Source organism: Streptomyces sp. NPDC048018, from assembly GCF_043202995.1.
Lineage (GTDB): Bacteria > Actinomycetota > Actinomycetes > Streptomycetales > Streptomycetaceae > Streptomyces.
In genome coordinates this window covers 477,453-497,880 of record NZ_JBIDBK010000004.1, presented here as the reverse complement: position 1 = coordinate 497,880, position 20,428 = coordinate 477,453, and the positions used below count along the sequence as shown (strand labels likewise).

Genomic DNA, 20,428 nt, shown 5'->3' with positions numbered 1-20,428 from the left:
TGAGGAGCACCCATGGGACTCGAAGAGAAGCTGCCGAGCGGTTTTCTGCTGACGACCGTCGAACAGGCCGCGGGCTGGGTCCGGAAGGCCTCCGTCTTCCCCGCGACCTTCGGCCTCGCGTGCTGCGCCATCGAGATGATGACCACCGGAGCGGGCCGTTACGACCTGGCGCGTTTCGGCATGGAAGTCTTCCGCGGCTCCCCGCGCCAGGCCGATCTGATGATCGTGGCCGGCCGCGTCAGCCAGAAGATGGCGCCCGTCCTGCGGCAGGTCTACGACCAGATGCCGAACCCCAAGTGGGTCATCTCCATGGGGGTTTGCGCATCCTCGGGCGGAATGTTCAACAATTACGCGATTGTGCAGGGAGTCGACCACATCGTCCCGGTCGACATCTATCTGCCGGGTTGCCCGCCGCGCCCGGAGATGCTGATGGACGCGATTCTCAAGCTCCACCAGAAGATCCAGGGCTCCAAGCTCGGCGTGAACGCGAAGGAAGCGGCCCGCGAGGCGGAGGAGGCGGCGCTCAAGGCGCTGCCGACCATCGAGATGAAGGGCCTGCTGAGGTGACCGAGGCAAGCGACGAGACCCCGAACCCCGAGAGGGAGCTCAGCGAGCAGAACCTGCCGGGCCAGCGCGGCGACCACGGGGAGGAGATCCGCGTCCAGCGCGGCATGTTCGGCGCCGACAAGGGCGGCGACACCTCCGGCTACGGCGGCCTGGTCCGCTCCGTGCGCCTGCCCGGGCCGGCCACCCGCCCCTACGGCGGCTGGTTCGACGAGGTCGCCGACGAGCTGGAGGGAGCCCTGGAGGAGCAGGGCCTGGTCCCCGAGAACGCCATCGGGAAGACGGTGGTCGACCGCGGGGAGCTCACCTTCCACATCGAGCGCGAACACCTCGTCCGGGTCGCCCGCACCCTGCGCGACGACCCCGCCCTGCGCTTCGAGCTCTGCACCGGCGTCTCCGGCGTCCACTACCCCGGTGACAAGGGCCGCGAGCTGCACGCCGTCTACCACCTGCGCTCGCTCACCCACGGGCGGCTGATCCGCCTGGAGGTCTCGGCCCCCGACGCCGACCCGCGCATCCCGTCGCTGGTCCCGGTCTACCCGACCAACGACTGGCACGAGCGCGAGACCTACGACTTCTTCGGCATCGTCTTCGACGGCCACCCCGCCCTCACCCGGATCATGATGCCGGACGACTGGCAGGGCCACCCGCAGCGCAAGGACTACCCCCTCGGCGGCATCGCCGTCGAGTACAAGGGCGCCCAGATCCCGGCTCCGGACCAGCGGAGGTCGTACTCGTGAACACCCCCGGCGCCTCCGCGCGCGAGACCACCGAGGGAACCGTCTACACGGTCACCGGCGGCGACTGGGACGAGGTCGTCCAGTCCGCGGCCAAGGCCGACGACGAGCGCATCGTCGTCAACATGGGTCCCCAGCACCCGTCCACCCACGGCGTGCTCCGGCTCATCCTGGAGATCGACGGCGAGACCGTCACCGAGGCCCGCTGCGGCATCGGCTACCTCCACACCGGCATCGAGAAGAACCTCGAGTACCGGACCTGGACGCAGGGCACCACCTTCGTCACGCGCATGGACTACCTCACCTCGTTCTACAACGAGACGGCGTACTGCCTGGGCGTGGAGAAGCTGCTCGGCATCACCGAGCAGGTCCCGGACCGGGCGAGCATCATCCGGGTGCTCCTCATGGAGCTCAACCGGCTCTCCTCGCACCTGGTCTGCATCGCCACCGGCGGCATGGAGCTCGGCGCCACCACGATCATGATCTACGGCTTCCGGGACCGCGAGATGATCCTGGACCTGTACGAGCTGATCACCGGCCTGCGGATGAACCACGCGTTCATCCGGCCCGGCGGCCTCGCCCAGGACCTGCCGCCCGGCGGCGTCGACGCCGTGCGCGAGTTCGTGAAGACCATGAAGAAGAACCTGCCGGAGTACGACAAGCTCGCCACCGGCAACCCGATCTTCAAGGCCCGCATGCAGGACGTCGGCTACCTCGACCTCACCGGCTGCATGGCCCTCGGCGCCACCGGACCGATCCTGCGCTCCGCGGGCCTCCCGCACGACCTGCGCAAGACCGACCCGTACTGCGGCTACGAGACCTACGACTTCGAGGTCCCCACCGCCGACAGCTGCGACTCCTACGGCCGCTTCCTGGTCCGCCTGGAGGAGATGCGCCAGTCGCTGCGGATCGTCGAGCAGTGCCTCGACCGCCTGGAGCCCGGCCCGGTCATGGTCGGCGACAAGAAGATCGCCTGGCCCGCCCAGCTGGCCCTCGGCCCCGACGGCCTCGGCAACTCCCTCGACCACATCAAGAAGATCATGGGCACCTCGATGGAGGCCCTGATCCACCACTTCAAGCTGGTCACCGAGGGCTTCCGGGTCCCGGCCGGACAGGCCTACGCCGCGGTCGAGTCGCCCAAGGGCGAACTCGGCGTCCACGTCGTCTCCGACGGCGGCACCCGCCCGTACCGGGTCCACTTCCGCGACCCGTCCTTCACCAACCTCCAGGCCATGGCCGCGATGTGCGAAGGCGGCCAGGTCGCCGACGTCATCGTCGCCGTCGCGTCCATCGACCCCGTGATGGGAGGCGTCGACCGATGACGGACGGACACACCAGTCTCGGGATGCCCCAGCTGCCCGCGCCCGACTACCCGGCCGAGGTACGCGCCCGGCTCACGGCGGACGCGCAGGAGATCATCGCCCGCTACCCGGGATCCCGCTCCGCGCTCCTGCCGATGCTGCACCTCGTGCAGGCGGAGGAGGGCCACGTGACCCGGACGGGCATGCGGTTCTGCGCCGACCTGCTCGGCCTCACCACCGCCGAGGTCACGGCGGTCGCCACCTTCTACTCGATGTACCGGCGCAAGCCGTCCGGCGACTACCAGGTCGGCGTCTGCACCAACACCCTGTGCGCGGTCATGGGCGGCGACGCCATCTTCGAGGAGCTCAAGGAGCACCTCGGGGTGGGCAACGACGAGACGACCGAGGACGGCAAGGTCACCCTCGAGCACATCGAGTGCAACGCGGCCTGCGACTTCGCTCCCGTCGTGATGGTGAACTGGGAGTTCTTCGACAACCAGACGCCCGAGTCCGCCAAGCGGCTCGTCGACGACCTGGTCGCCGGACGCCCCGTCTCGCCCACCCGCGGCGCGCCGCTGTGCACCTTCAAGGAGACCGCCCGCATCCTGGCCGGCTTCCCCGACGAGCGCGAGGGCGCCGTCGAGGCCACCGGCGGTGCCGGACCGGCCTCGCTCGTCGGGCTGCGGCTGGCCAAGGGAGAGACCCCGCACCACAAGATCGTCCACCCGCGCGGCGAATCGGCCAGTGGGGAGGGGGAGTGATGACCTTGGCAGCCGAGATCAACAACAGCAGCCCCGAGAAGCTGCTCTCACCGGTCCTGTCGGCCTTCTGGGACCAGCCCGACTCCTGGACCCTGGAGACCTACCGCCGGTACGACGGCTACGAGGGCCTGCGCAAGGCCCTCGCGATGTCACCCGACGACCTCATCGCCTACGTCAAGGAATCGGGCCTCCGCGGCCGCGGCGGCGCCGGCTTCCCGACCGGGATGAAGTGGCAGTTCATCCCGCAGGGCGACGGCAAGCCGCACTACCTCGTCGTCAACGCCGACGAGTCGGAGCCCGGCACCTGCAAGGACATCCCGCTCCTCTTCGCCAACCCGCACTCGCTCATCGAGGGCATCGTGATCGCCTGCTACGCGATCCGCTCCTCGCACGCCTTCATCTACCTGCGCGGCGAGGTCGTCCCCGTGCTGCGCCGGCTGCACCACGCGGTGCGGGAGGCGTACGAGGCGGGCTACCTCGGCCGGAACATCCTGGGCAGCGGACTCGACCTCGAACTCACCGTGCACGCCGGCGCCGGCGCGTACATCTGCGGTGAGGAGACCGCCCTGCTCGACTCGCTCGAAGGGCGCCGCGGCCAGCCCCGGCTGCGGCCCCCCTTCCCCGCGGTCGCCGGCCTGTACGCCTGCCCCACCGTGGTGAACAACGTCGAGTCCATCGCCTCGGTTCCCGCGATCCTGCACAAGGGCAAGGACTGGTTCACCTCCATGGGGACCGAGAAGTCCCCCGGTTTCACGCTCTACTCGCTCAGCGGCCACGTCGCCTCTCCCGGCCAGTACGAGGCCCCGCTCGGCATCACGCTGCGCCAGCTCCTCGACATGAGCGGCGGGATGCGGCCCGGCCACCGGCTCAAGTTCTGGACCCCGGGCGGCTCCTCCACCCCGATGTTCACCGACGAGCACCTCGACGTCCCGCTCGACTACGAGGGCGTCGGCGCCGCCGGCTCCATGCTCGGCACCAAGGCGCTCCAGTGCTTCGACGAGACCACCTGCGTCGTGCGGGCCGTCACCCGCTGGACCGAGTTCTACGCCCACGAGTCCTGCGGCAAGTGCACGCCGTGCCGCGAGGGCACCTACTGGCTCGTCCAGCTGCTCCGCGACATCGAGGCCGGCAAGGGCGTGATGGCCGACCTCGACAAGCTGAACGACATCGCCGACAACATCAACGGCAAGTCCTTCTGCGCGCTCGGCGACGGCGCCGCCTCGCCGATCTTCTCGTCCCTGAAGTACTTCCGCGACGAGTACGAGCAGCACATCACGGGCAAGGGCTGCCCCTTCGACCCCGCCAAGTCGACCGCCTGGGCCGACAAGCACCGGGAGGTGAACGCATGACCGTCACCACGTCCGCCCCCGGAGGGGGAGGTGCGGCGGTGCCGCCGGAGGACCTCGTGACGCTGACGATCGACGGCATCGAGGTCTCCGTCCCCAAGGGGACCCTGGTGATCCGGGCCGCCGAACAGCTCGGCATCGAGATCCCCCGCTTCTGCGACCACCCGCTCCTCGACCCGGCCGGCGCCTGCCGGCAGTGCATCGTCGAGGTCGAGGGGCAGCGCAAGCCGATGGCCTCCTGCACCATCACCTGCACCGACGGCATGGTCGTGAAGTCGCAGCTGACCTCGCCGGTCGCCGAGAAGGCCCAGCACGGCGTGATGGAGCTGCTGCTCATCAACCACCCGCTGGACTGCCCGGTCTGCGACAAGGGCGGCGAGTGCCCGCTGCAGAACCAGGCCATGTCCCACGGGCAGGCCGAGTCCCGCTTCGAGGGCAGCAAGCGGACCTACGAGAAGCCGATCCCGCTGTCCACGCAGGTGCTCCTGGACCGCGAGCGGTGCGTGCTGTGCGCGCGCTGCACCCGCTTCTCCAACCAGGTGGCCGGCGACCCGATGATCGAACTGATCGAGCGCGGCGCGCTCCAGCAGGTCGGCCTCGGCAACGGCGACCCCTTCGAGTCGTACTTCTCCGGCAACACCATCCAGATCTGCCCGGTCGGCGCGCTCACCTCGGCCGCCTACCGCTTCCGCTCCCGCCCCTTCGACCTCGTGTCCTCGCCGAGCGTCTGCGAGCACTGCGCGGGCGGCTGCGCGACCCGCACCGACCACCGGCGCGGCAAGGTCATGCGGCGGCTCGCCGCCGAGGACCCCGAGGTCAACGAGGAGTGGATCTGCGACAAGGGGCGGTTCGGCTTCCGGTACGCGCAGCAGCGCGACCGGCTCACCACCCCGCTGGTCCGCGACCAGGAGACCGGCCGCCTGGAGCCGGCCTCCTGGCCGGAGGCCCTGGAGGCGGCGGCCCGCGGCCTCGTCCGCGGCCGCACCGGCGTCCTGGCCGGCGGCCGGCTGACCGTCGAGGACGCCTACGCGTACGCCAAGTTCGCCCGGGTCGCCCTCGACACCAACGACGTCGACTTCCGGGCCCGCGTCCACTCCGGCGAGGAGGCCGACTTCCTGGCCTCCGTCGTCGCCGGCCGCGGCCGCGACCTGGACGGCCGAGGGGTCACGTACACCTCGCTGGAAGCCGCCCCGGCCGTGCTCCTCGTCGGCCTGGAGTCGGAGGAGGAGGCCCCCGGCGTCTTCCTGCGGCTGCGCAAGGCCTGGCGCAGGAAGGGCCAACGGACGTACGCGGTCGCCGCCTTCGCCACCCGCGGCCTGGAGAAGACCGGCGGCACCCTGCTGCCGGCCGCGCCCGGCACCGAGAGCGAGTGGCTCGACGCCCTCACCTCCCGCGTCGGCCTCTCGGCGGACGGACAGGCCGCGGCCGAGGCGCTCCGCCAGGACGGCGCCGTCATCGCCGTCGGCGAGCGGCTCGCCGGGGTGCCCGGCGCGCTCACCGCCGCCGTACGGGCCGCGACCGCCACCGGCGCCCAGCTGGTGTGGATCCCGCGCCGGGCCGGCGAGCGCGGCGCCGTCGAGGCGGGCGCCATCCCGGCGCTGCTGCCCGGCGGACGGCCCGTCACCGACCCCCGCGCGCGGGAAGAGGTCGCCGCCGTCTGGGGCGTCCGCGAACTCCCGCACGGCTACGGACGCGACACCGGGCAGATCGTCGAGGCAGCCGCGACCGGCGAACTCGCCGCGCTGCTCGTCGGCGGCGTCGACGTCGACGACCTGCCGGACCCGGCACGCGCGCGTGAGGCGCTCGACGCGGCCTTCGTCGTCTCCCTGGAGCTGCGCCCCGGCGCGGTCACCGAGCGGGCCGACGTGATCCTGCCGGTCGCCGCGGTCGCCGAGAAGCCCGGCACCTTCCTCAACTGGGAAGGCCGCGCCCGGCTGTTCGAGGCCGCGCTGAAGCCGGAGCAGATGACCCGGCCGCTGCCGCCCGCCGACGCCCGCGTGCTGCACATGCTGGCCGACGCCATGGACACCCACCTGGGCCTGCCCGACCTGCGCTCCGTACGGCGCGAGCTGGACCGGCTCGGCGGCTGGACCGGCGAGCGGGCCTCCGAGCCGGCCGAGCCCGGCCAGGCCGCGCCCCGCCCGGGCGACGGCGAGGCCGTGCTCGCGGGACACCGGCTGCTGCTCGACCTGGGCCGCCTCCAGGAGGGCGACGAGGCCCTGGCCGGCACCCGGCACGCGGCCGTGGCCCGCTTGTCGGCGACGACCGCCGCCGACACCGGGGTCAAGGACGGCGACCTGCTCGACGTCACCGGCCCCGCCGGCTCGGTCGCCCTGCCGCTGGCCGTCACCGAGATGCCCGACCGGGTGGTCTGGCTCCCGCTGAACTCCACCGGCCACGGCGTCCTCACCGGCACCGGCGCCCGCCCCGGCGACCTGGTCCGCATCGGCCCGGCCACCCCTTCGACGGAGGTGCAGGCATGACCACGCCACTCGCCGCCGAAGACCTCTCCATGTTCGGCACGGACCCCTGGTGGCTCGTCGCGATCAAGGCGGTCTTCTGCTTCGCGTTCCTCATGGTGACGGTGCTCTTCTCCATCGTGTGGGAGCGCAAGGTCGTCGCCTGGATGCAGCTGCGCGTCGGCCCCAACCGGCACGGCCCCTGGGGCATGCTCCAGTCGCTCGCCGACGGCATCAAGCTGATGCTGAAGGAGGACGTGATCGTCCGGCGGGCCGACAAGGTCGTCTACGTGCTCGCCCCGATCATCGCCGCCATCCCGGCGTTCATGGCGATCGCGGTGATCCCCTTCGGCCCGGCCGGCAACGAGGTGTCGATCTTCGGCCAGCGCACCGCGATGCAGCTGACCGACCTGCCGATCGCGATGCTGTACGTCCTCGCGGTCGCGTCCGTCGGCATCTACGGCATCGTCCTCGCCGGCTGGTCCTCCGGCTCGACGTACCCGCTCCTCGGCGGACTGCGCTCCTGCGCGCAGATGATCTCCTACGAGATCGCCATGGGCGCCGCCTTCGCCTCCGTCTTCCTCTACTCCGGGTCGATGTCGACCTCGACGATCGTCGAGGCGCAGGCGGACCGCTGGTACATCGTGCTGCTGCCGGTCTCCTTCATCATCTACGTCATCACGATGGTGGGCGAGACCAACCGCGCCCCCTTCGACATGCCGGAGTCCGAGGGCGACCTGGTCGGCGGCTTCAACACCGAGTACTCGTCGATCAAGTTCGCGATGTTCATGCTCGCCGAGTACGTGAACATGGTGACGGTCTCGGCCGTGTCGGTGACCCTGTTCCTCGGCGGCTGGCGCGCCCCCTGGCCGGTCTCCGGCTTCTGGGAGGGCGCGAACCACGGCTGGTGGCCGATGCTCTGGTTCGTCCTCAAGGTCCAGCTGCTGCTGTTCTTCTTCATCTGGCTGCGCGGCACGCTGCCCCGTGTCCGCTACGACCAGCTGATGAAGCTGGGCTGGAAGGTGCTCATCCCGGTCTCGGTGGTCTGGCTGATGCTGGTCGCCACGGTCCGGGCGCTGCGCAACGAGAACTACGACTTCCAGACCATCGTGCTCTACGTGGCCGGAGCCGTCCTCGGGGTGCTGCTGCTCTCCTTCGCCGCGGACGTCTTCCGCGACAAGAAGGCGAAGACGCGGGAGCCCTCGGCCGAGGACACCCGCCCCTTCGACCCGATGTCCGGCGGGTTCCCCGTACCGCCCAAGCCCGGACAGACCCTGCCGCCCGTACCGCGGCGCCGGCCCCGCGGCGAGCGGGAGCTGATCGTCAGTGGTGGCCCCGATTCCGCTACGGCGACTGATGGAAAGGAGACGGACGGTGTCTGATTTCCAGAATCCGGTGGCCGGCTTCGGCGTGACCTTCAAGGCCATGTTCAAGAAGCGGCTGACCGAGCAGTACCCGGAGCAGCAGAAGACGACGGCACCCCGCTTCCACGGCCGGCACCAGCTCAACCGCCACCCCGACGGGCTGGAGAAGTGCGTCGGCTGCGAGCTGTGCGCCTGGGCCTGCCCCGCCGACGCCATCTACGTGGAGGGCGCCGACAACACCGACGAGGAACGCTACTCGCCGGGCGAGCGGTACGGCCGCGTCTACCAGATCAACTACGCCCGCTGCATCCTGTGCGGGCTCTGCATCGAGGCCTGCCCCACGCGCGCGCTGACGATGACCAACGAGTTCGAACTGGCCGACTCCTCCCGCGAGAACCTGATCTACACCAAGGAGCAGCTGCTCGCGGGCCTCACCGAGGGCATGGTCGACACCCCGCACGCCATCTTCCCGGGCACGGACGAGCAGGACTACTACCGCGGCCGGGTCACCGAGGCGGCGCCCGGGACCGTGCGCCAGACCGCCGCCTCCCAGGGGGAGACGCAGGAGGGCGAGTCGACGTTCGGCGAGTCCGAGCCGGCGTCCGGGAAGGTGGTGGGCCGATGAACGCGCTCGCCGCCTCCACCACCTCCACCGGAGAGGCGTTCCAGTTCTGGGTGCTCGGCACCGTCGCCGTCGTCGGCGCGCTGTGCACGATCCTCATGAGGAGGGCCGTCCACTCCGCGCTCTGCCTCGCCGGGACCATGATCGTCCTGGCGGTCTTCTACCTCGCGAACGGCGCGTACTTCCTCGGCATCGTCCAGATCGTCGTCTACACCGGCGCGATCATGATGCTGTTCCTCTTCGTCGTCATGCTCGTCGGCGTCACCGCCGCCGACTCGCTGAAGGAGACCATCAAGGGCCAGCGCTGGTGGGCCGCCGCCTGCGGGCTCGGCTTCGGCGTCCTGCTGATCGCCGGCCTCGGCCACGCCTCGCTGACCCGCTTCAACGGTCTCGGCACGGCCAACACGGCCAACGGCGGAAACGTGGAGGGCCTCGCCGCCCTCATCTTCACCAAGTACGTCTTCGCCTTCGAGATCACCGGCGCGCTGCTCATCACCGCGGCCGTCGGCGCGATGGTCCTCACCCACCGCGAGCGCACCGAACGCGCCCGCACCCAGCGCGAGCTGGCCGAGCAGCGCGTACGGGAAGGCAAGCACGTCCCGCCGCTCCCGGCGCCCGGCGTCTACGCCCGGCACAACGCCGTGGACATCGCCGGCCTGCTGCCCGACGGCACCCCGGCCGACCTGACCGTCATCTCGACCCTGCGCAAGCGGGGCCAGATCCGGGACGTGTCCGGCGAGGCGCTCGCGGACCTCAAGGCCCTGGAACAGCGCTCCGAGGAGCGCCTGGGCCGTACGCGGGACGAAGAGGAGGCCTCCCGGTGAATCCCGTCAACTACCTGTACCTCGCCGCCCTGCTGTTCACCATCGGCGCGGTCGGGGTGCTCATCCGGCGGAACGCGATCGTGCTCTTCATGTGCGTCGAGCTGATGCTCAACGCCTGCAACCTCGCGTTCGTCACCTTCTCCCGTATGCACGGCAACCTCGACGGCCAGGTCATCGCCTTCTTCACGATGGTCGTGGCCGCCGCCGAGGTCGTCGTCGGACTCGCGATCATCGTGTCCGTCTTCCGTGCCCGCCACTCGGCCTCGGTCGACGACGCCAGCCTGATGAAGCTGTGAGGGGCTGACCGTGGACAACCTCATTGCGCTGCTGATCGCGGCGCCCCTGCTCGGAGCGGCCGTCCTGCTGTGTGGCGGACGGCGCCTCGACAAGACCGGGCACTGGCTCGGCACCCTGCTCGCCGCCTCGTCCTTCGTGATCGGGCTGGTCCTGTTCGCCGACATGCTCTCCAAGAGCGCCGACGACCGGCTCCTGCACCAGCACCTCTTCACCTGGATCTCGGTGGGGGGTTTCCAGGCGGACATCGCCTTCCAGCTCGACCAGCTGTCGATGACCTTCGTGCTCCTGATCACCGGTGTCGGCACGCTCATCCACCTGTACTCCGTCGGCTACATGGAGCACGACGAGCGGCGCCGCCGCTTCTTCGGCTACCTCAACCTGTTCGTCGCGGCGATGCTGCTGCTCGTCCTCGCCGACAACTACCTGCTGCTGTACTTCGGCTGGGAGGGCGTCGGCCTCGCCTCGTACCTCCTGATCGGCTTCTGGCAGCACAAGCCCAGCGCGGCCACCGCCGCGAAGAAGGCCTTCCTGGTCAACCGGGTGGGCGACATGGGCCTGTCGATCGCGATCATGCTGATGTTCACCACCTTCGGCACCTTCGCCTTCGGCCCGGTCCTCGACTCCACCGCAGAGGCCTCCGAGGGCAAGCTGACCGCGATCGGCCTGATGCTGCTCCTCGCGGCCTGCGGCAAGTCGGCCCAGGTGCCGCTGCAGTCCTGGCTGGGGGACGCGATGGAGGGCCCGACCCCGGTCTCGGCCCTCATCCACGCGGCCACCATGGTGACCGCCGGCGTCTATCTGATCGTCCGCTCCGGCGCGATCTTCAACGCCGCCCCCGACGCCCAGCTCGTCGTCACCATGGTCGGCACCGTCACGCTCCTCTTCGGTGCGATCGTCGGTTGCGCGAAGGACGACATCAAGAAGGCGCTGGCCGGTTCGACGATGTCGCAGATCGGCTACATGGTCCTCGCGGCCGGCCTCGGCCCGATCGGCTACGCCTTCGCGATCATGCACCTGGTCACCCACGGCTTCTTCAAGGCCGGGCTGTTCCTCGGCGCCGGATCGGTCATGCACGGCATGAACGACGAGGTCGACATGCGGCACTACGGCGGCCTGCGGAAGTACCTGCCCGTCACCTTCGTCACCTTCGGCCTCGGCTACCTCGCGATCATCGGCTTCCCCGGCCTGTCCGGCTTCTTCTCCAAGGACAAGATCATCGAGGCGGCCTTCGCCAAGGGCGGCACCGAGGGCTGGATCCTCGGCGGCTGCGCCCTCCTCGGCGCCGCCATCACCGCGTTCTACATGACCCGCGTGATGCTGATGACCTTCTTCGGCGAGAAGCGCTGGCAGCCCGACGCCCACGGCGAGCTGCCGCACCCGCACGAGTCGCCGAAGACGATGACGATCCCGATGGTCCTGCTGGCCTTCGGCTCGGTCTTCGCCGGCGCCCTCTTCGGCATCGGCGACCGGTTCGTGAAGTGGCTGGAACCGGTCACGAGCTTCGAGCACGGGCACCCGCCGATCGGCGCCGGTGCCATCACCACCGCCACCGTCGTGGTCATGCTCCTCGGCGTCGGGCTCGCCTACCTCCAGTACGGGCGCCGCCCGGTGCCGGTGGTCGCCCCGCGCGGCTCGCTGCTCACCCGGGCCGCCCGCCGCGACCTGCTCCAGGACGACTTCAACCACGTCGTCTTCGTCCGCGGCGGCACCCACCTGACCCGCTCCCTCGTCTACGTCGACCACAGCCTCGTCGACGGGGTGGTCAACGGCACCGCGGCCTCGGTCGGCGGGCTCTCCGGCCGGCTGCGCAAGCTCCAGAACGGCTACGCCCGGTCGTACGCGGTCTCCATGTTCGGAGGTACGGCGGTGCTCATCGCCGCGACCCTGCTGATGAGGGCGGTGTGACTCCCATGTCCCAAGTGGTCAACGCGGGCTTCCCGCTCCTTACCGTGACGGCGGGGGTCCCGGCGGTCGGTGCCGTTCTCACCGCCGCCGTCCCCGCCGCCCGGCGCACCGCCGCCAAGTGGTTCGCGCTGCTCGTCTCGCTCGTCACCCTCGTGCTCGCCGCGGTCGTCTTCGTCCGCTTCGAGCCCGGCGGCGACCGCTACCAGCTCGTCGAGTCGCACCCCTGGATCCCGGCCTTCGGCGTCCGCTACGAACTCGGCGTGGACGGCATCGGGGTGGCGCTCATCGCGCTCACCGCGCTGCTGATCCCCTTCATCGTCCTCGCCGGCTGGCACGACGCCGACCCCCTGGAGACCTCCTCCAAGCGGTGGCGGCCCACCCAGGGCTTCTTCGCCCTGATCCTCATGGTCGAGGCGATGGTGATCCTCTCCTTCGAGGCCACCGACGTCTTCCTCTTCTACATCCTGTTCGAAGCCATGCTCATCCCGATGTACTTCCTCATCGGCGGCTTCGGCGACCGCGCCCACTCCGGCACCGACGAGAACGCGGCCGCGCAGCGCTCCTACGCGGCGGTCAAGTTCCTGCTCTACAACCTGGTCGGCGGCCTGATCATGCTGGCCGCGGTCATCGGCCTCTACGTCGTCGCCGGCGACTTCTCGCTCACCGAGATCACCGCGGCGCGCGCGAACGGCTCGCTGGAGATGGCCACCTCCACCGAACGGTGGCTGTTCCTCGGCTTCTTCTTCGCCTTCGCCGTGAAGGCGCCGCTGTGGCCGCTGCACACCTGGCTGCCCAACGCGATGGGGGAGGCCACCGCCCCGGTCGCCGTCCTCATCACCGCCGTCGTCGACAAGGTCGGCACCTTCGCGATGCTCCGCTTCTGCCTCGGCCTCTTCCCCGAGGCATCGAAGTGGGCCACTCCCGCGATCGTCGTCCTCGCCCTGATCAGCATCGTCTACGGAGCCCTGCTCGCCGTCGGCCAGCGGGACATCAAGCGCCTGGTCGCGTACGCGTCGATCTCCCACTTCGGCTTCATCATCATGGGCATCTTCGCGATGACCAGCCAGGGCCAGTCCGGCGCCACGCTCTACATGGTCAACCACGGGATCTCGACGGCCGCGCTGATGCTGGTCGCCGGCTTCCTGATCTCCCGGCGCGGCTCGCGGCTCATCGCCGACTACGGCGGGGTGCAGAAGGTCGCCCCGGTGCTCGCCGGCACCTTCCTGATCGGTGGTCTGGCCACCTTGTCGCTGCCCGGACTCGCCCCGTTCGTCAGCGAGTTCCTGGTCCTGGTCGGCACCTTCTCGCGCTATCCGGTGGCCGGGATCGTCGCCACCACCGGCATCGTCCTCGCCGCGCTCTACGTCCTCGTCCTCTACCAGCGGACGATGACCGGCCCGGTGAAGGAGGAGGTGCGCGAGCTGCCGGACCTGCGGGTGCGCGAGCTCGCGGTGGTGGCCCCGCTGATCGCGGTGCTGATCTTCCTCGGGGTCTTCCCGAAGCCGCTGACGGACGTCGTCAACCCGGCGGTGCAGTACACCATGTCCGATGTCCAGCAGAAGGACCCGAGCCCCGAAGTGGAGGCGGCCAAGTGAGTGCTTCAGCCGTCGCACCCGCTGTCCACAGCCTGTGGACGACGGCGGCCGCCGGGCCGATCGACAAGATCCCGGCACCCCACATCGAGTACACCCAGCTGTCGCCCGTGCTCATCGTGGTGGGCGCGGCCCTCGTCGGCGTCCTCGTCGAGGCCTTCGTGCCGCGCCGGGCCCGCCACTACACCCAGGTGTTCCTGAGCATCCTGGCCCTCGCCGCCGCCTTCGCCGCGGTCGTCGGCCTCGCCGCCGGCGGCTACGGCTCCACCAAGGCCCACATCGCGGCCATGGGCGCCATCGCCGTCGACGGACCCGCCCTGTTCCTCCAGGGCACCATCCTGCTCGCCGCGGTGGTCTCCGTCCTCACCTTCGCGGAGCGCAGGCTCGACCCGGCCGACCACGGCCACCGGGTCGACTCCTTCGCCGCCGAGGCGGCCGCCGTCCCCGGCAGCGAGCAGGAGAGGGCGGCGGTCAAGGCCGGCTTCACCACCACCGAGGTCTTCCCGCTGGCCCTGTTCGCGGTCGCCGGCATGCTGGTCTTCCCCGCCGCCAACGACCTGCTGACGCTGTTCGTGGCGCTGGAGGTCTTCTCGCTCCCGCTCTACCTGCTGTGTGCCGTGGCCCGCCGCAAGCGCCTGCTGTCGCAGGAGGCCGCGGTCAAGTACTTCCTGCTCGGCGCCTTCTCCTCGGCCTTCCTGCTCTTCGGGATCGCCCTGCTCTACGGCTACGCGGGCTCCGTCTCGTACGCCACCATCGCCGACGTCGTCGGCGGGGACGTCACCGCGATCGACCCGGCGCTCGCCGACACCATGGGCAACGACGCACTGCTGCTCATCGGCTTCGCCCTCGTCATGATGGGCCTGCTCTTCAAGGTCGGCGCCGTCCCCTTCCACATGTGGACCCCGGACGTCTACCAGGGCGCCCCGACCCCCGTCACCGGCTTCATGGCCGCCGCGACGAAGGTCGCCGCCTTCGGCGCGATGCTGCGCCTGCTCTACGTGGTGCTGCCGGGCCTCACCTGGGACTGGCGGCCGGTCATGTGGGCCGTCGCCATCGTCACCATGCTGGGCGGCGCGATCGTGGCCATCACCCAGACCGACATCAAGCGGCTGCTCGCCTACTCGTCGATCGCCCACGCCGGCTTCATCCTCGCCGGTGTCATCGCGGCCACGCCCAGCGGCGTCTCGTCGGTGCTGTTCTACCTGGGCGCCTACTCCTTCGTGACGATCGGCGCCTTCGCCGTCGTCACGCTGGTGCGGGACGCGGGCGGCGAGGCCACCCACCTGTCCAAGTGGGCCGGTCTCGGCCGGCGTTCGCCGCTCGTCGCCGCGGTCTTCGCGGTCTTCCTGCTCGCCTTCGCCGGCATCCCGCTGACCTCCGGGTTCTCCGGGAAGTTCGCGGTCTTCAAGGCGGCGGCGGAGGGCGGTGCGGGCGCGCTGGTCGTGGTCGGTGTGATCTCGTCCGCGGTCGCCGCGTTCTTCTACATCCGGGTGATCGTGCTGATGTTCTTCAGCGAGCCGAAGGCGGACGGCCCCACGGTCGCCGTGCCCTCGGGCCTCACCTCGATCGCGATCACGGCCGGCGTGGTGGTCACACTGGTGCTCGGCTTCGCGCCGCAGTACTTCCTGGACCTGGCCGGCCAGGCGGGCGTGTTCGTGCGCTAGGCGTCCGCAGGGCCCCGAGGGCCCGGTCCCCGCAGCCGCGGGAGCCGGGCCCTCGGCGTGTGCACGGGGCCGGGAGCGGCGCACGCGGGGGTGACCCGTCGCCGGGTGGCATGCCATCGTGAGTCACCGCCCGATTGGTCTCGACCATTGAGGAGGGTCGCCCCATGCGCGGCACCACCGCGTCGCCCGACGCCCCCTGCACCGCGCCCCGGCACGGGGAACCACCCCTGCACCGACTGGAGTTGAGACTCCCCGACGACGTGCCGTTCGCCGTCGGCACCTTCGACACCATCGGCCCCCTCTCCCGGGCCGCCTTCCCCCACCGGCACACCTTCTACGAGATCGTGCACGTCACCCACGGCACCGGCACGCACGTCGTCGACCTGAACCGCTGGGAGCTCCGCCCGCCGCACCTCGGCCTGATCCTGCCCGGACAGCTCCACCACTGGGAGGACGTCCACGGCCTCGACGGCTCCGTCGTCCTGTTCACGCCCGAGTTCCTCCTCGACCACCCCGGCGACCAGGACCTGCTGCGCCGCATCGGGGCCCGCCCCTGGCTCCGCCTCGATCCCGCCGCGCACCGCCGCACCGCGCGGCTGATCGCCGAACTCAGCGAGGAGTACGGGCACGGGGACGCCGGATTCGCCACCGTGCTGCGCTCGTTGCTGCACGTGCTGCTCGTCCGTACGGCCCGGCTCGGCGCCCCGCCGGAGCCGCCGGCCCCGTCCGGGCGGCCCGCCTCCGTCGCCGACGCGTTCACCCGCCTGATCGCCCGTACCGACGCGGACGGCGCGGCCGCCGGGCCCCGGTCCGTACGGGAGTGCGCCGAGCGGCTCGGGGTCACCCCCGGCTATCTCACCGAAGCCGTCCGGGCCGCCCTCGGCCGCACCCCGGCCGGCCTGCTCCGCGAGGCCCGCACCCGCGAGGCCCAACGCCTGCTCGCCCGAACCGCCCTGTCGGTGCGTCAGGTCGCCGCCCGGACCGGATTCGACGACCCCGCGTACTTCTGCCGCTTCTTCCGCCGGGAGACCGGCATGAGCCCCGGCGACTTCCGAAAGCACCACGACCACCGGCTTGCGTCCATCGAAGCGGAGTCCGGACCCGCCTAGGTTTCTGGTCGATCGTTCCGCCCCCCCACAGAGGAGCAGGCATGGACCGAGAGACCTCGACCGGACACGTCACCCGCAAGACCGTGCTGCGCGCCGCCCTCGCGGCCGGCCTGGCCGCCCCCGCGGTGCTCATGGGCGTCCCCGCGCTCGCACGCACCCTCGACGCCGGCACCGTCACGTCCGAGCTCACCCCGGCGTGCGACGACGGGGACCACCCCACACCGGCGCAGATCGAAGGCCCCTACTTCAAGCCCGACTCGCCCTTACGGAGCAGCCTTGCGGACGCCGGCACCCCCGGTGTGCGGCTGACCGTGAGCGGCTACGTCTTCGGACGGGCCTGCCGGCCGGTCGTCGGCGCCCTCCTCGACTTCTGGCAGGCCGACACCGACGGCGCCTACGACAACACCGGATTCCGCTTCCGCGGGCACCAGTTCACCGGCGCGGACGGCGCTTTCGCGCTCACCACGATCGTGCCGGGTCTCTACCCCGGCCGCACCCGGCACCTCCACGTGAAGGTGCAGGCGCCGGGCCGCCCGGTGCTCACCACCCAGCTGTACTTCCCGGGCGAGCCCCGCAACAACACGGACTCGATCTTCGACGCCCGGCTGCTGATGAGCGTCCGGGACGCGGGCGCGGCGAAGGAGGCGGCCTTCGACTTCGTGCTCGACGTGCCGCAGGATCCGGGGCCGAGCCCGACCCCGACGCCCACGGCGACCGCTCCCGGCGGCACCTGGGCGGCGGGGACCGCGTACCGGGCCGGCGACGCGGTCACGTACGCGGGGCGGGGCTATGTGTGCCTCCAGGCGCACACGGCCCAGCGCGGCTGGGAGCCGCCGGCCGTCCCGGCCCTGTGGCGGGCGGTCTGAGCCACCGGAACGGCCCGCGACTGCCCGCACCGGCCCCGGACCGCGTCGGGCCGGCCCCGGGGCCGAGGCGGGCCGTGCCGGTCCCGGGGCGGGCCGTGCCGGTCCCGGCACCGCGTCGGGGTCTGCTCGGGACCGCGTCGGGCCGGCTCCGGGGCCGAGGACGGCTCCGGGGCCGGCCGGGGCGGCTCAGGCGGCGCTGTTCGGCGCGATCCGGCCGGTGACCTCGCCCAGGGCGACCCGGACGCCGTCCGGGCCCGGGGCCCAGGCGGTGAGCGTGACCTCGTCGCCGTCCTCCAGGAACGTGCGCTTGCCGCCGGTGAGCTCCAGCGCGTCGCGCCCGTTCCAGGTGAGTTCGAGCAGCGAGCCGCGCTGACCGACCTCGGGCCCGGAGACCGTGCCGGAGCCGTACAGGTCACCGGTGCGCAGCGAGGCGCCGTTGACGGTCATGTGGGCGAGCTGCTGGGCGGCCGTCCAGTACATGGTGGAGAACGGCGGCTCGGCCACCACCTCGCCGTTGATGGTGACGGTGATCCGCAGGTCGAAGCCGCCGGGCTCCTCCTCGCCGGCGTCGTCCAGGTACGGAAGCAGCGGGAAGTCCCGCGCGGGCGGGGCGACCCGGGCCGCGTCCAGCGCCTCCAGGGGGGTCACCCAGGCGGAGACGGAGGTCTGGAAGGACTTGCCGAGGAAGGGGCCGAGCGGCACGTACTCCCAGGCCTGGATGTCCCGGGCCGACCAGTCGTTGAGCAGCGTCAGACCGAAGACGTGCTCGCGGAAGTCGGCGAGCGGGACCGGGGTGCCCAGCGTGGACGGGGTGCCGACCAGGAAGCCGACCTCCGCCTCGATGTCCAGCTTGACCGAGGGCCCGAAGACCGGTGCCGCGTCGGTGGGGGTCTTGCGCTGGCCGGCCGGACGGATCACGTCCGTGCCGGAGACCACGACGGTGCCCGAACGCCCGTGGTAGCCGATGGGCAGGTGCTTCCAGTTCGGGGTGAGCGGCTCGCCGTCCGGGCGGAAGATGTGCCCGACGTTGGTGGCGTGGTGCTCGCTCGCGTAGAAGTCGACGTAGTCGGCGACCTCGTACGGCAGTTGCAGGGTGACCGCGTCCAGCGGGTGCAGCAGCGGCTCCACGACCGGGCGGTGCGCGGGCACCGTCAGCCAGCCGGTCAGGGCGCGGCGCACGTCGCGCCAGGCGGTGCGGCCGGCCGCGAGCAGCGGGTTCAGGCTGGGCTGCGCGAGCAGCGCGGCGTACGGCGAACCGAGCGCGTGCGCCGCGGCTCCCGCGTCGAGCACGTGCCCGCCGATCCGGACGCCGAGCCGACGCCGGTGGGGCTCGTCGGCGGTGGAGAAGACGCCGTACGGGAGGTTGTGCGGGCCGAAGGGGTCGCCCTCGGCCAGGTCGAGCGGGCTCTGCTCGGGCATCGGTGCTTGCCTCGCTTTCCAGGTGTGTGGGGGACACGTTACGGGGCGGGCGTCGAGCGGCGGATGACATGTGTCACACAGAAAGTGCGGCCTCCGTGGGCAACTGTCCACCTTCGTGGGCTTTGTGACAGCTGTGGGGCGCCTGTGTCGACAAAGCGCTTGCCGCGGGCTCGCTAATCCGGCTATTCCCGCGCCTTATTCCGGTCATACGATCAGTGCGATGTCGCACCGCGTGAGGTATCCGCAGGCGCGACCCCACAACTCTGTTTCCTTTCATCTTCGTCCGACCCAGAAAGGGTCCATCTTGAAGATTCGCCGCATTGTGGCGACCGCAGTGGCCGCCGCCGTGACCACTCCGGTCGTGCTCCTGTCCGCCGTGCCCGCTTTCGCCGACACGAAGCCGGGCACCGCCCAGACGCAGGACCAGAAGACGGACATCGAGGCGCTCCGCCTCGCCGTCGCCAAGGCGCAGGCCGCCTACGACGCCTCGGTCCTCGCGGAGCAGAAGGCCAAGGACGCCCTGGAGGCCCTCGACAAGGCCGACCACCCGCTGTTCGCCGCCGCCGCCGACGCGAAGAAGGCCGCGGCAGCCGCCGCCGACGCGCAGAAGGCCGCCGACGCGAAGCTGGACGCCGCCAAGAAGGCCCTGGCCGAGCTGCCCGCCGACGCCACGGAGGAGCAGAAGACCGCCGCCCAGCAGGCCGTCACCACCGCCGAGACCGAGGCGGCCACCGCCAAGGCCACCGCGGAGGCCAAGGCCACCGACTCGGCCAAGGCCGTCGACGCCCTGGACGACGCGCGCGTCGCCGCCGCCCGGGAGATCGCGAAGGCCCAGGAGGCCAAGAAGAAGGCCGACAAGGAACTCGACGCCGCCAAGAAGGCGCTCGCCGACGCGCTGGAGGAGGAGCCGGGCGAGGAGTGCGAGGTCGACGAGAACCTCGTCACCTCCGTGACCGGCCCGAAGAAGATCACCGCCGGTGCCAGCGGCGTCTTCACCTTCCGCGTCACCAACAAGGGCAAGGTCGAGCTCGACGAGATCGGCGGCTACGCCGAGGCCTTCAACATGAGCGACGACCTCGACAAGTACCTGCACCTCACCTGGTCCTCCGCGACCAGCCCGAAGTGGCAGGCGGTCGACCAGGAGGAGGGCTTCTCCAGCCTCTCCGCCCTCAAGCCGGGCAAGTCCTTCGACTTCAAGCTGAAGGTCGCGGTCGACGCCAAGGCCCCCGCCGGTGACGGCGTCGTGGTCGCCGGCGGCGCCTACGTCAACAAGGACGGCTCCTGCGGCTGGGCCGAGGAGGGCTCCTACGCGGAGTTCGGCATCGTCAAGGCGGCCAAGCCCTCCAAGCCCGGCACCGGTTCCACCGGCGGCAACGGCAACACCACCCAGCAGGGCGGTCAGTCGAACACCCCGGTGACCGACGGCACCTCCGGCTCCACCGGCGGCACGCTCGCCAAGACCGGTGCCGGCTCCTCCACGATGCCGATCGCCCTCGCGGGCGCCGCGGCCGTGGCCCTGGGCGCCGGCGCGATGGTCGTCGTCCGCCGCCGCAAGGCCGGCGCGGACGCGTAACCGCGCGCCCCGGTGCCGGTGACGC

Annotated in this window: 17 protein-coding genes; 16 read left to right on the top strand and 1 reads right to left on the bottom strand. The window is 71.2% G+C overall.

The features are described 5' to 3' along the window. The first annotated feature begins 12 nt into the window (after positions 1-12). From ACGF1Z_RS18270 to ACGF1Z_RS18200, 15 genes are all read left to right on the top strand, one after another. A complete protein-coding gene (locus ACGF1Z_RS18270) occupies positions 13-567 on the top strand; it encodes an NADH-quinone oxidoreductase subunit B family protein (RefSeq protein WP_265863904.1) in 555 nt (184 codons plus the stop codon). Continuing rightward, positions 564-1,304 carry an NADH-quinone oxidoreductase subunit C gene (locus ACGF1Z_RS18265; RefSeq protein WP_393005035.1) on the top strand — a complete coding sequence of 247 codons (741 nt, stop codon included), beginning with the start codon at positions 564-566 and terminating at the stop codon, positions 1,302-1,304. The genes ACGF1Z_RS18270 and ACGF1Z_RS18265 overlap by 4 nt, the downstream gene beginning before the upstream one ends. Further along, on the top strand, positions 1,301-2,623 hold the full coding sequence (locus ACGF1Z_RS18260) for an NADH-quinone oxidoreductase subunit D (protein ID WP_393005033.1): 1,323 nt from the start codon (positions 1,301-1,303) through the stop codon (positions 2,621-2,623). The genes ACGF1Z_RS18265 and ACGF1Z_RS18260 overlap by 4 nt, the downstream gene beginning before the upstream one ends. Then, entirely contained in the window at positions 2,620-3,363 is a 744-nt protein-coding gene (gene nuoE, locus ACGF1Z_RS18255; RefSeq protein WP_393005031.1) for an NADH-quinone oxidoreductase subunit NuoE, read from the top strand. Before ACGF1Z_RS18260 ends, nuoE begins: the two co-directional genes overlap by 4 nt. Continuing rightward, positions 3,363-4,712 (top strand): NADH-quinone oxidoreductase subunit NuoF, encoded by a 1,350-nt coding sequence (gene nuoF, locus ACGF1Z_RS18250; RefSeq protein WP_393005029.1) that lies wholly within the window; start codon positions 3,363-3,365, stop codon positions 4,710-4,712. Before nuoE ends, nuoF begins: the two co-directional genes overlap by 1 nt. Further along, the gene (locus tag ACGF1Z_RS18245) at positions 4,709-7,192 is read left to right on the top strand and encodes an NADH-quinone oxidoreductase subunit G (protein WP_393005027.1); all 2,484 of its coding nucleotides are present in this window, start codon (positions 4,709-4,711) and stop codon (positions 7,190-7,192) included. The genes nuoF and ACGF1Z_RS18245 overlap by 4 nt, the downstream gene beginning before the upstream one ends. Next, on the top strand, positions 7,189-8,550 hold the full coding sequence (gene nuoH / locus ACGF1Z_RS18240; protein ID WP_393005025.1) for an NADH-quinone oxidoreductase subunit NuoH: 1,362 nt from the start codon (positions 7,189-7,191) through the stop codon (positions 8,548-8,550). The genes ACGF1Z_RS18245 and nuoH overlap by 4 nt, the downstream gene beginning before the upstream one ends. Next, entirely contained in the window at positions 8,543-9,157 is a 615-nt protein-coding gene (gene nuoI, locus ACGF1Z_RS18235) for an NADH-quinone oxidoreductase subunit NuoI (protein WP_393005023.1), read from the top strand. The genes nuoH and nuoI overlap by 8 nt, the downstream gene beginning before the upstream one ends. Next, a complete protein-coding gene (locus ACGF1Z_RS18230) occupies positions 9,154-9,978 on the top strand; it encodes an NADH-quinone oxidoreductase subunit J (protein WP_393005021.1) in 825 nt (274 codons plus the stop codon). The genes nuoI and ACGF1Z_RS18230 overlap by 4 nt, the downstream gene beginning before the upstream one ends. Next, positions 9,975-10,274: an NADH-quinone oxidoreductase subunit NuoK gene (gene nuoK, locus ACGF1Z_RS18225; protein WP_376633172.1), complete on the top strand. Its 300-nt coding sequence runs from the start codon at positions 9,975-9,977 to the stop codon at positions 10,272-10,274. The genes ACGF1Z_RS18230 and nuoK overlap by 4 nt, the downstream gene beginning before the upstream one ends. Positions 10,275-10,284: 10 nt before the next feature. Then, positions 10,285-12,180, top strand: a complete 1,896-nt coding sequence (nuoL, locus tag ACGF1Z_RS18220) for an NADH-quinone oxidoreductase subunit L (protein ID WP_393005018.1) — start codon at positions 10,285-10,287, stop codon at positions 12,178-12,180. 5 nt (positions 12,181-12,185) lie between these two features. Further along, positions 12,186-13,775, top strand: coding sequence for an NADH-quinone oxidoreductase subunit M (locus ACGF1Z_RS18215; RefSeq protein ID WP_393005658.1), 1,590 nt, complete (start codon positions 12,186-12,188; stop codon positions 13,773-13,775). Then, a complete protein-coding gene (nuoN, locus tag ACGF1Z_RS18210; protein ID WP_393005016.1) occupies positions 13,772-15,436 on the top strand; it encodes an NADH-quinone oxidoreductase subunit NuoN in 1,665 nt (554 codons plus the stop codon). The genes ACGF1Z_RS18215 and nuoN overlap by 4 nt, the downstream gene beginning before the upstream one ends. 164 nt (positions 15,437-15,600) lie before the next feature. Continuing rightward, positions 15,601-16,545, top strand: coding sequence for an AraC family transcriptional regulator (locus tag ACGF1Z_RS18205; protein ID WP_393005014.1), 945 nt, complete (start codon positions 15,601-15,603; stop codon positions 16,543-16,545). A 41-nt stretch (positions 16,546-16,586) separates the two neighbouring features. Beyond that, the gene (locus ACGF1Z_RS18200; RefSeq protein WP_393005012.1) at positions 16,587-17,411 is read left to right on the top strand and encodes a carbohydrate-binding protein; all 825 of its coding nucleotides are present in this window, start codon (positions 16,587-16,589) and stop codon (positions 17,409-17,411) included. 186 nt (positions 17,412-17,597) lie between these two features. Here the strand turns inward: ACGF1Z_RS18200 and fahA are convergent, their stop codons facing one another. Continuing rightward, positions 17,598-18,830 (bottom strand): fumarylacetoacetase, encoded by a 1,233-nt coding sequence (fahA, locus tag ACGF1Z_RS18195; RefSeq protein WP_393005010.1) that lies wholly within the window; start codon positions 18,828-18,830, stop codon positions 17,598-17,600. Positions 18,831-19,152: 322 nt separating this feature from the next. Between fahA and ACGF1Z_RS18190 the strand changes: the two genes are divergently transcribed. Next, positions 19,153-20,403, top strand: a complete 1,251-nt coding sequence (locus ACGF1Z_RS18190; RefSeq protein ID WP_393005008.1) for an LPXTG cell wall anchor domain-containing protein — start codon at positions 19,153-19,155, stop codon at positions 20,401-20,403. Positions 20,404-20,428: the final 25 nt, after the last annotated feature.

Coding starts and splice junctions, on each gene's coding strand:
- nuoF (WP_393005029.1), top strand. CDS start 3,363: ATGACCTTGGCAGCCGAGATCAACAACAGCAGCCCCGAGAAGCTGCTC.
- ACGF1Z_RS18205 (WP_393005014.1), top strand. CDS start 15,601: ATGCGCGGCACCACCGCGTCGCCCGACGCCCCCTGCACCGCGCCCCGG.
- ACGF1Z_RS18200 (WP_393005012.1), top strand. CDS start 16,587: ATGGACCGAGAGACCTCGACCGGACACGTCACCCGCAAGACCGTGCTG.
- ACGF1Z_RS18245 (WP_393005027.1), top strand. CDS start 4,709: ATGACCGTCACCACGTCCGCCCCCGGAGGGGGAGGTGCGGCGGTGCCG.
- ACGF1Z_RS18215 (WP_393005658.1), top strand. CDS start 12,186: ATGTCCCAAGTGGTCAACGCGGGCTTCCCGCTCCTTACCGTGACGGCG.
- ACGF1Z_RS18230 (WP_393005021.1), top strand. CDS start 9,154: ATGAACGCGCTCGCCGCCTCCACCACCTCCACCGGAGAGGCGTTCCAG.
- fahA (WP_393005010.1), bottom strand. CDS start 18,830: ATGCCCGAGCAGAGCCCGCTCGACCTGGCCGAGGGCGACCCCTTCGGC.
- ACGF1Z_RS18270 (WP_265863904.1), top strand. CDS start 13: ATGGGACTCGAAGAGAAGCTGCCGAGCGGTTTTCTGCTGACGACCGTC.
- nuoE (WP_393005031.1), top strand. CDS start 2,620: ATGACGGACGGACACACCAGTCTCGGGATGCCCCAGCTGCCCGCGCCC.
- nuoH (WP_393005025.1), top strand. CDS start 7,189: ATGACCACGCCACTCGCCGCCGAAGACCTCTCCATGTTCGGCACGGAC.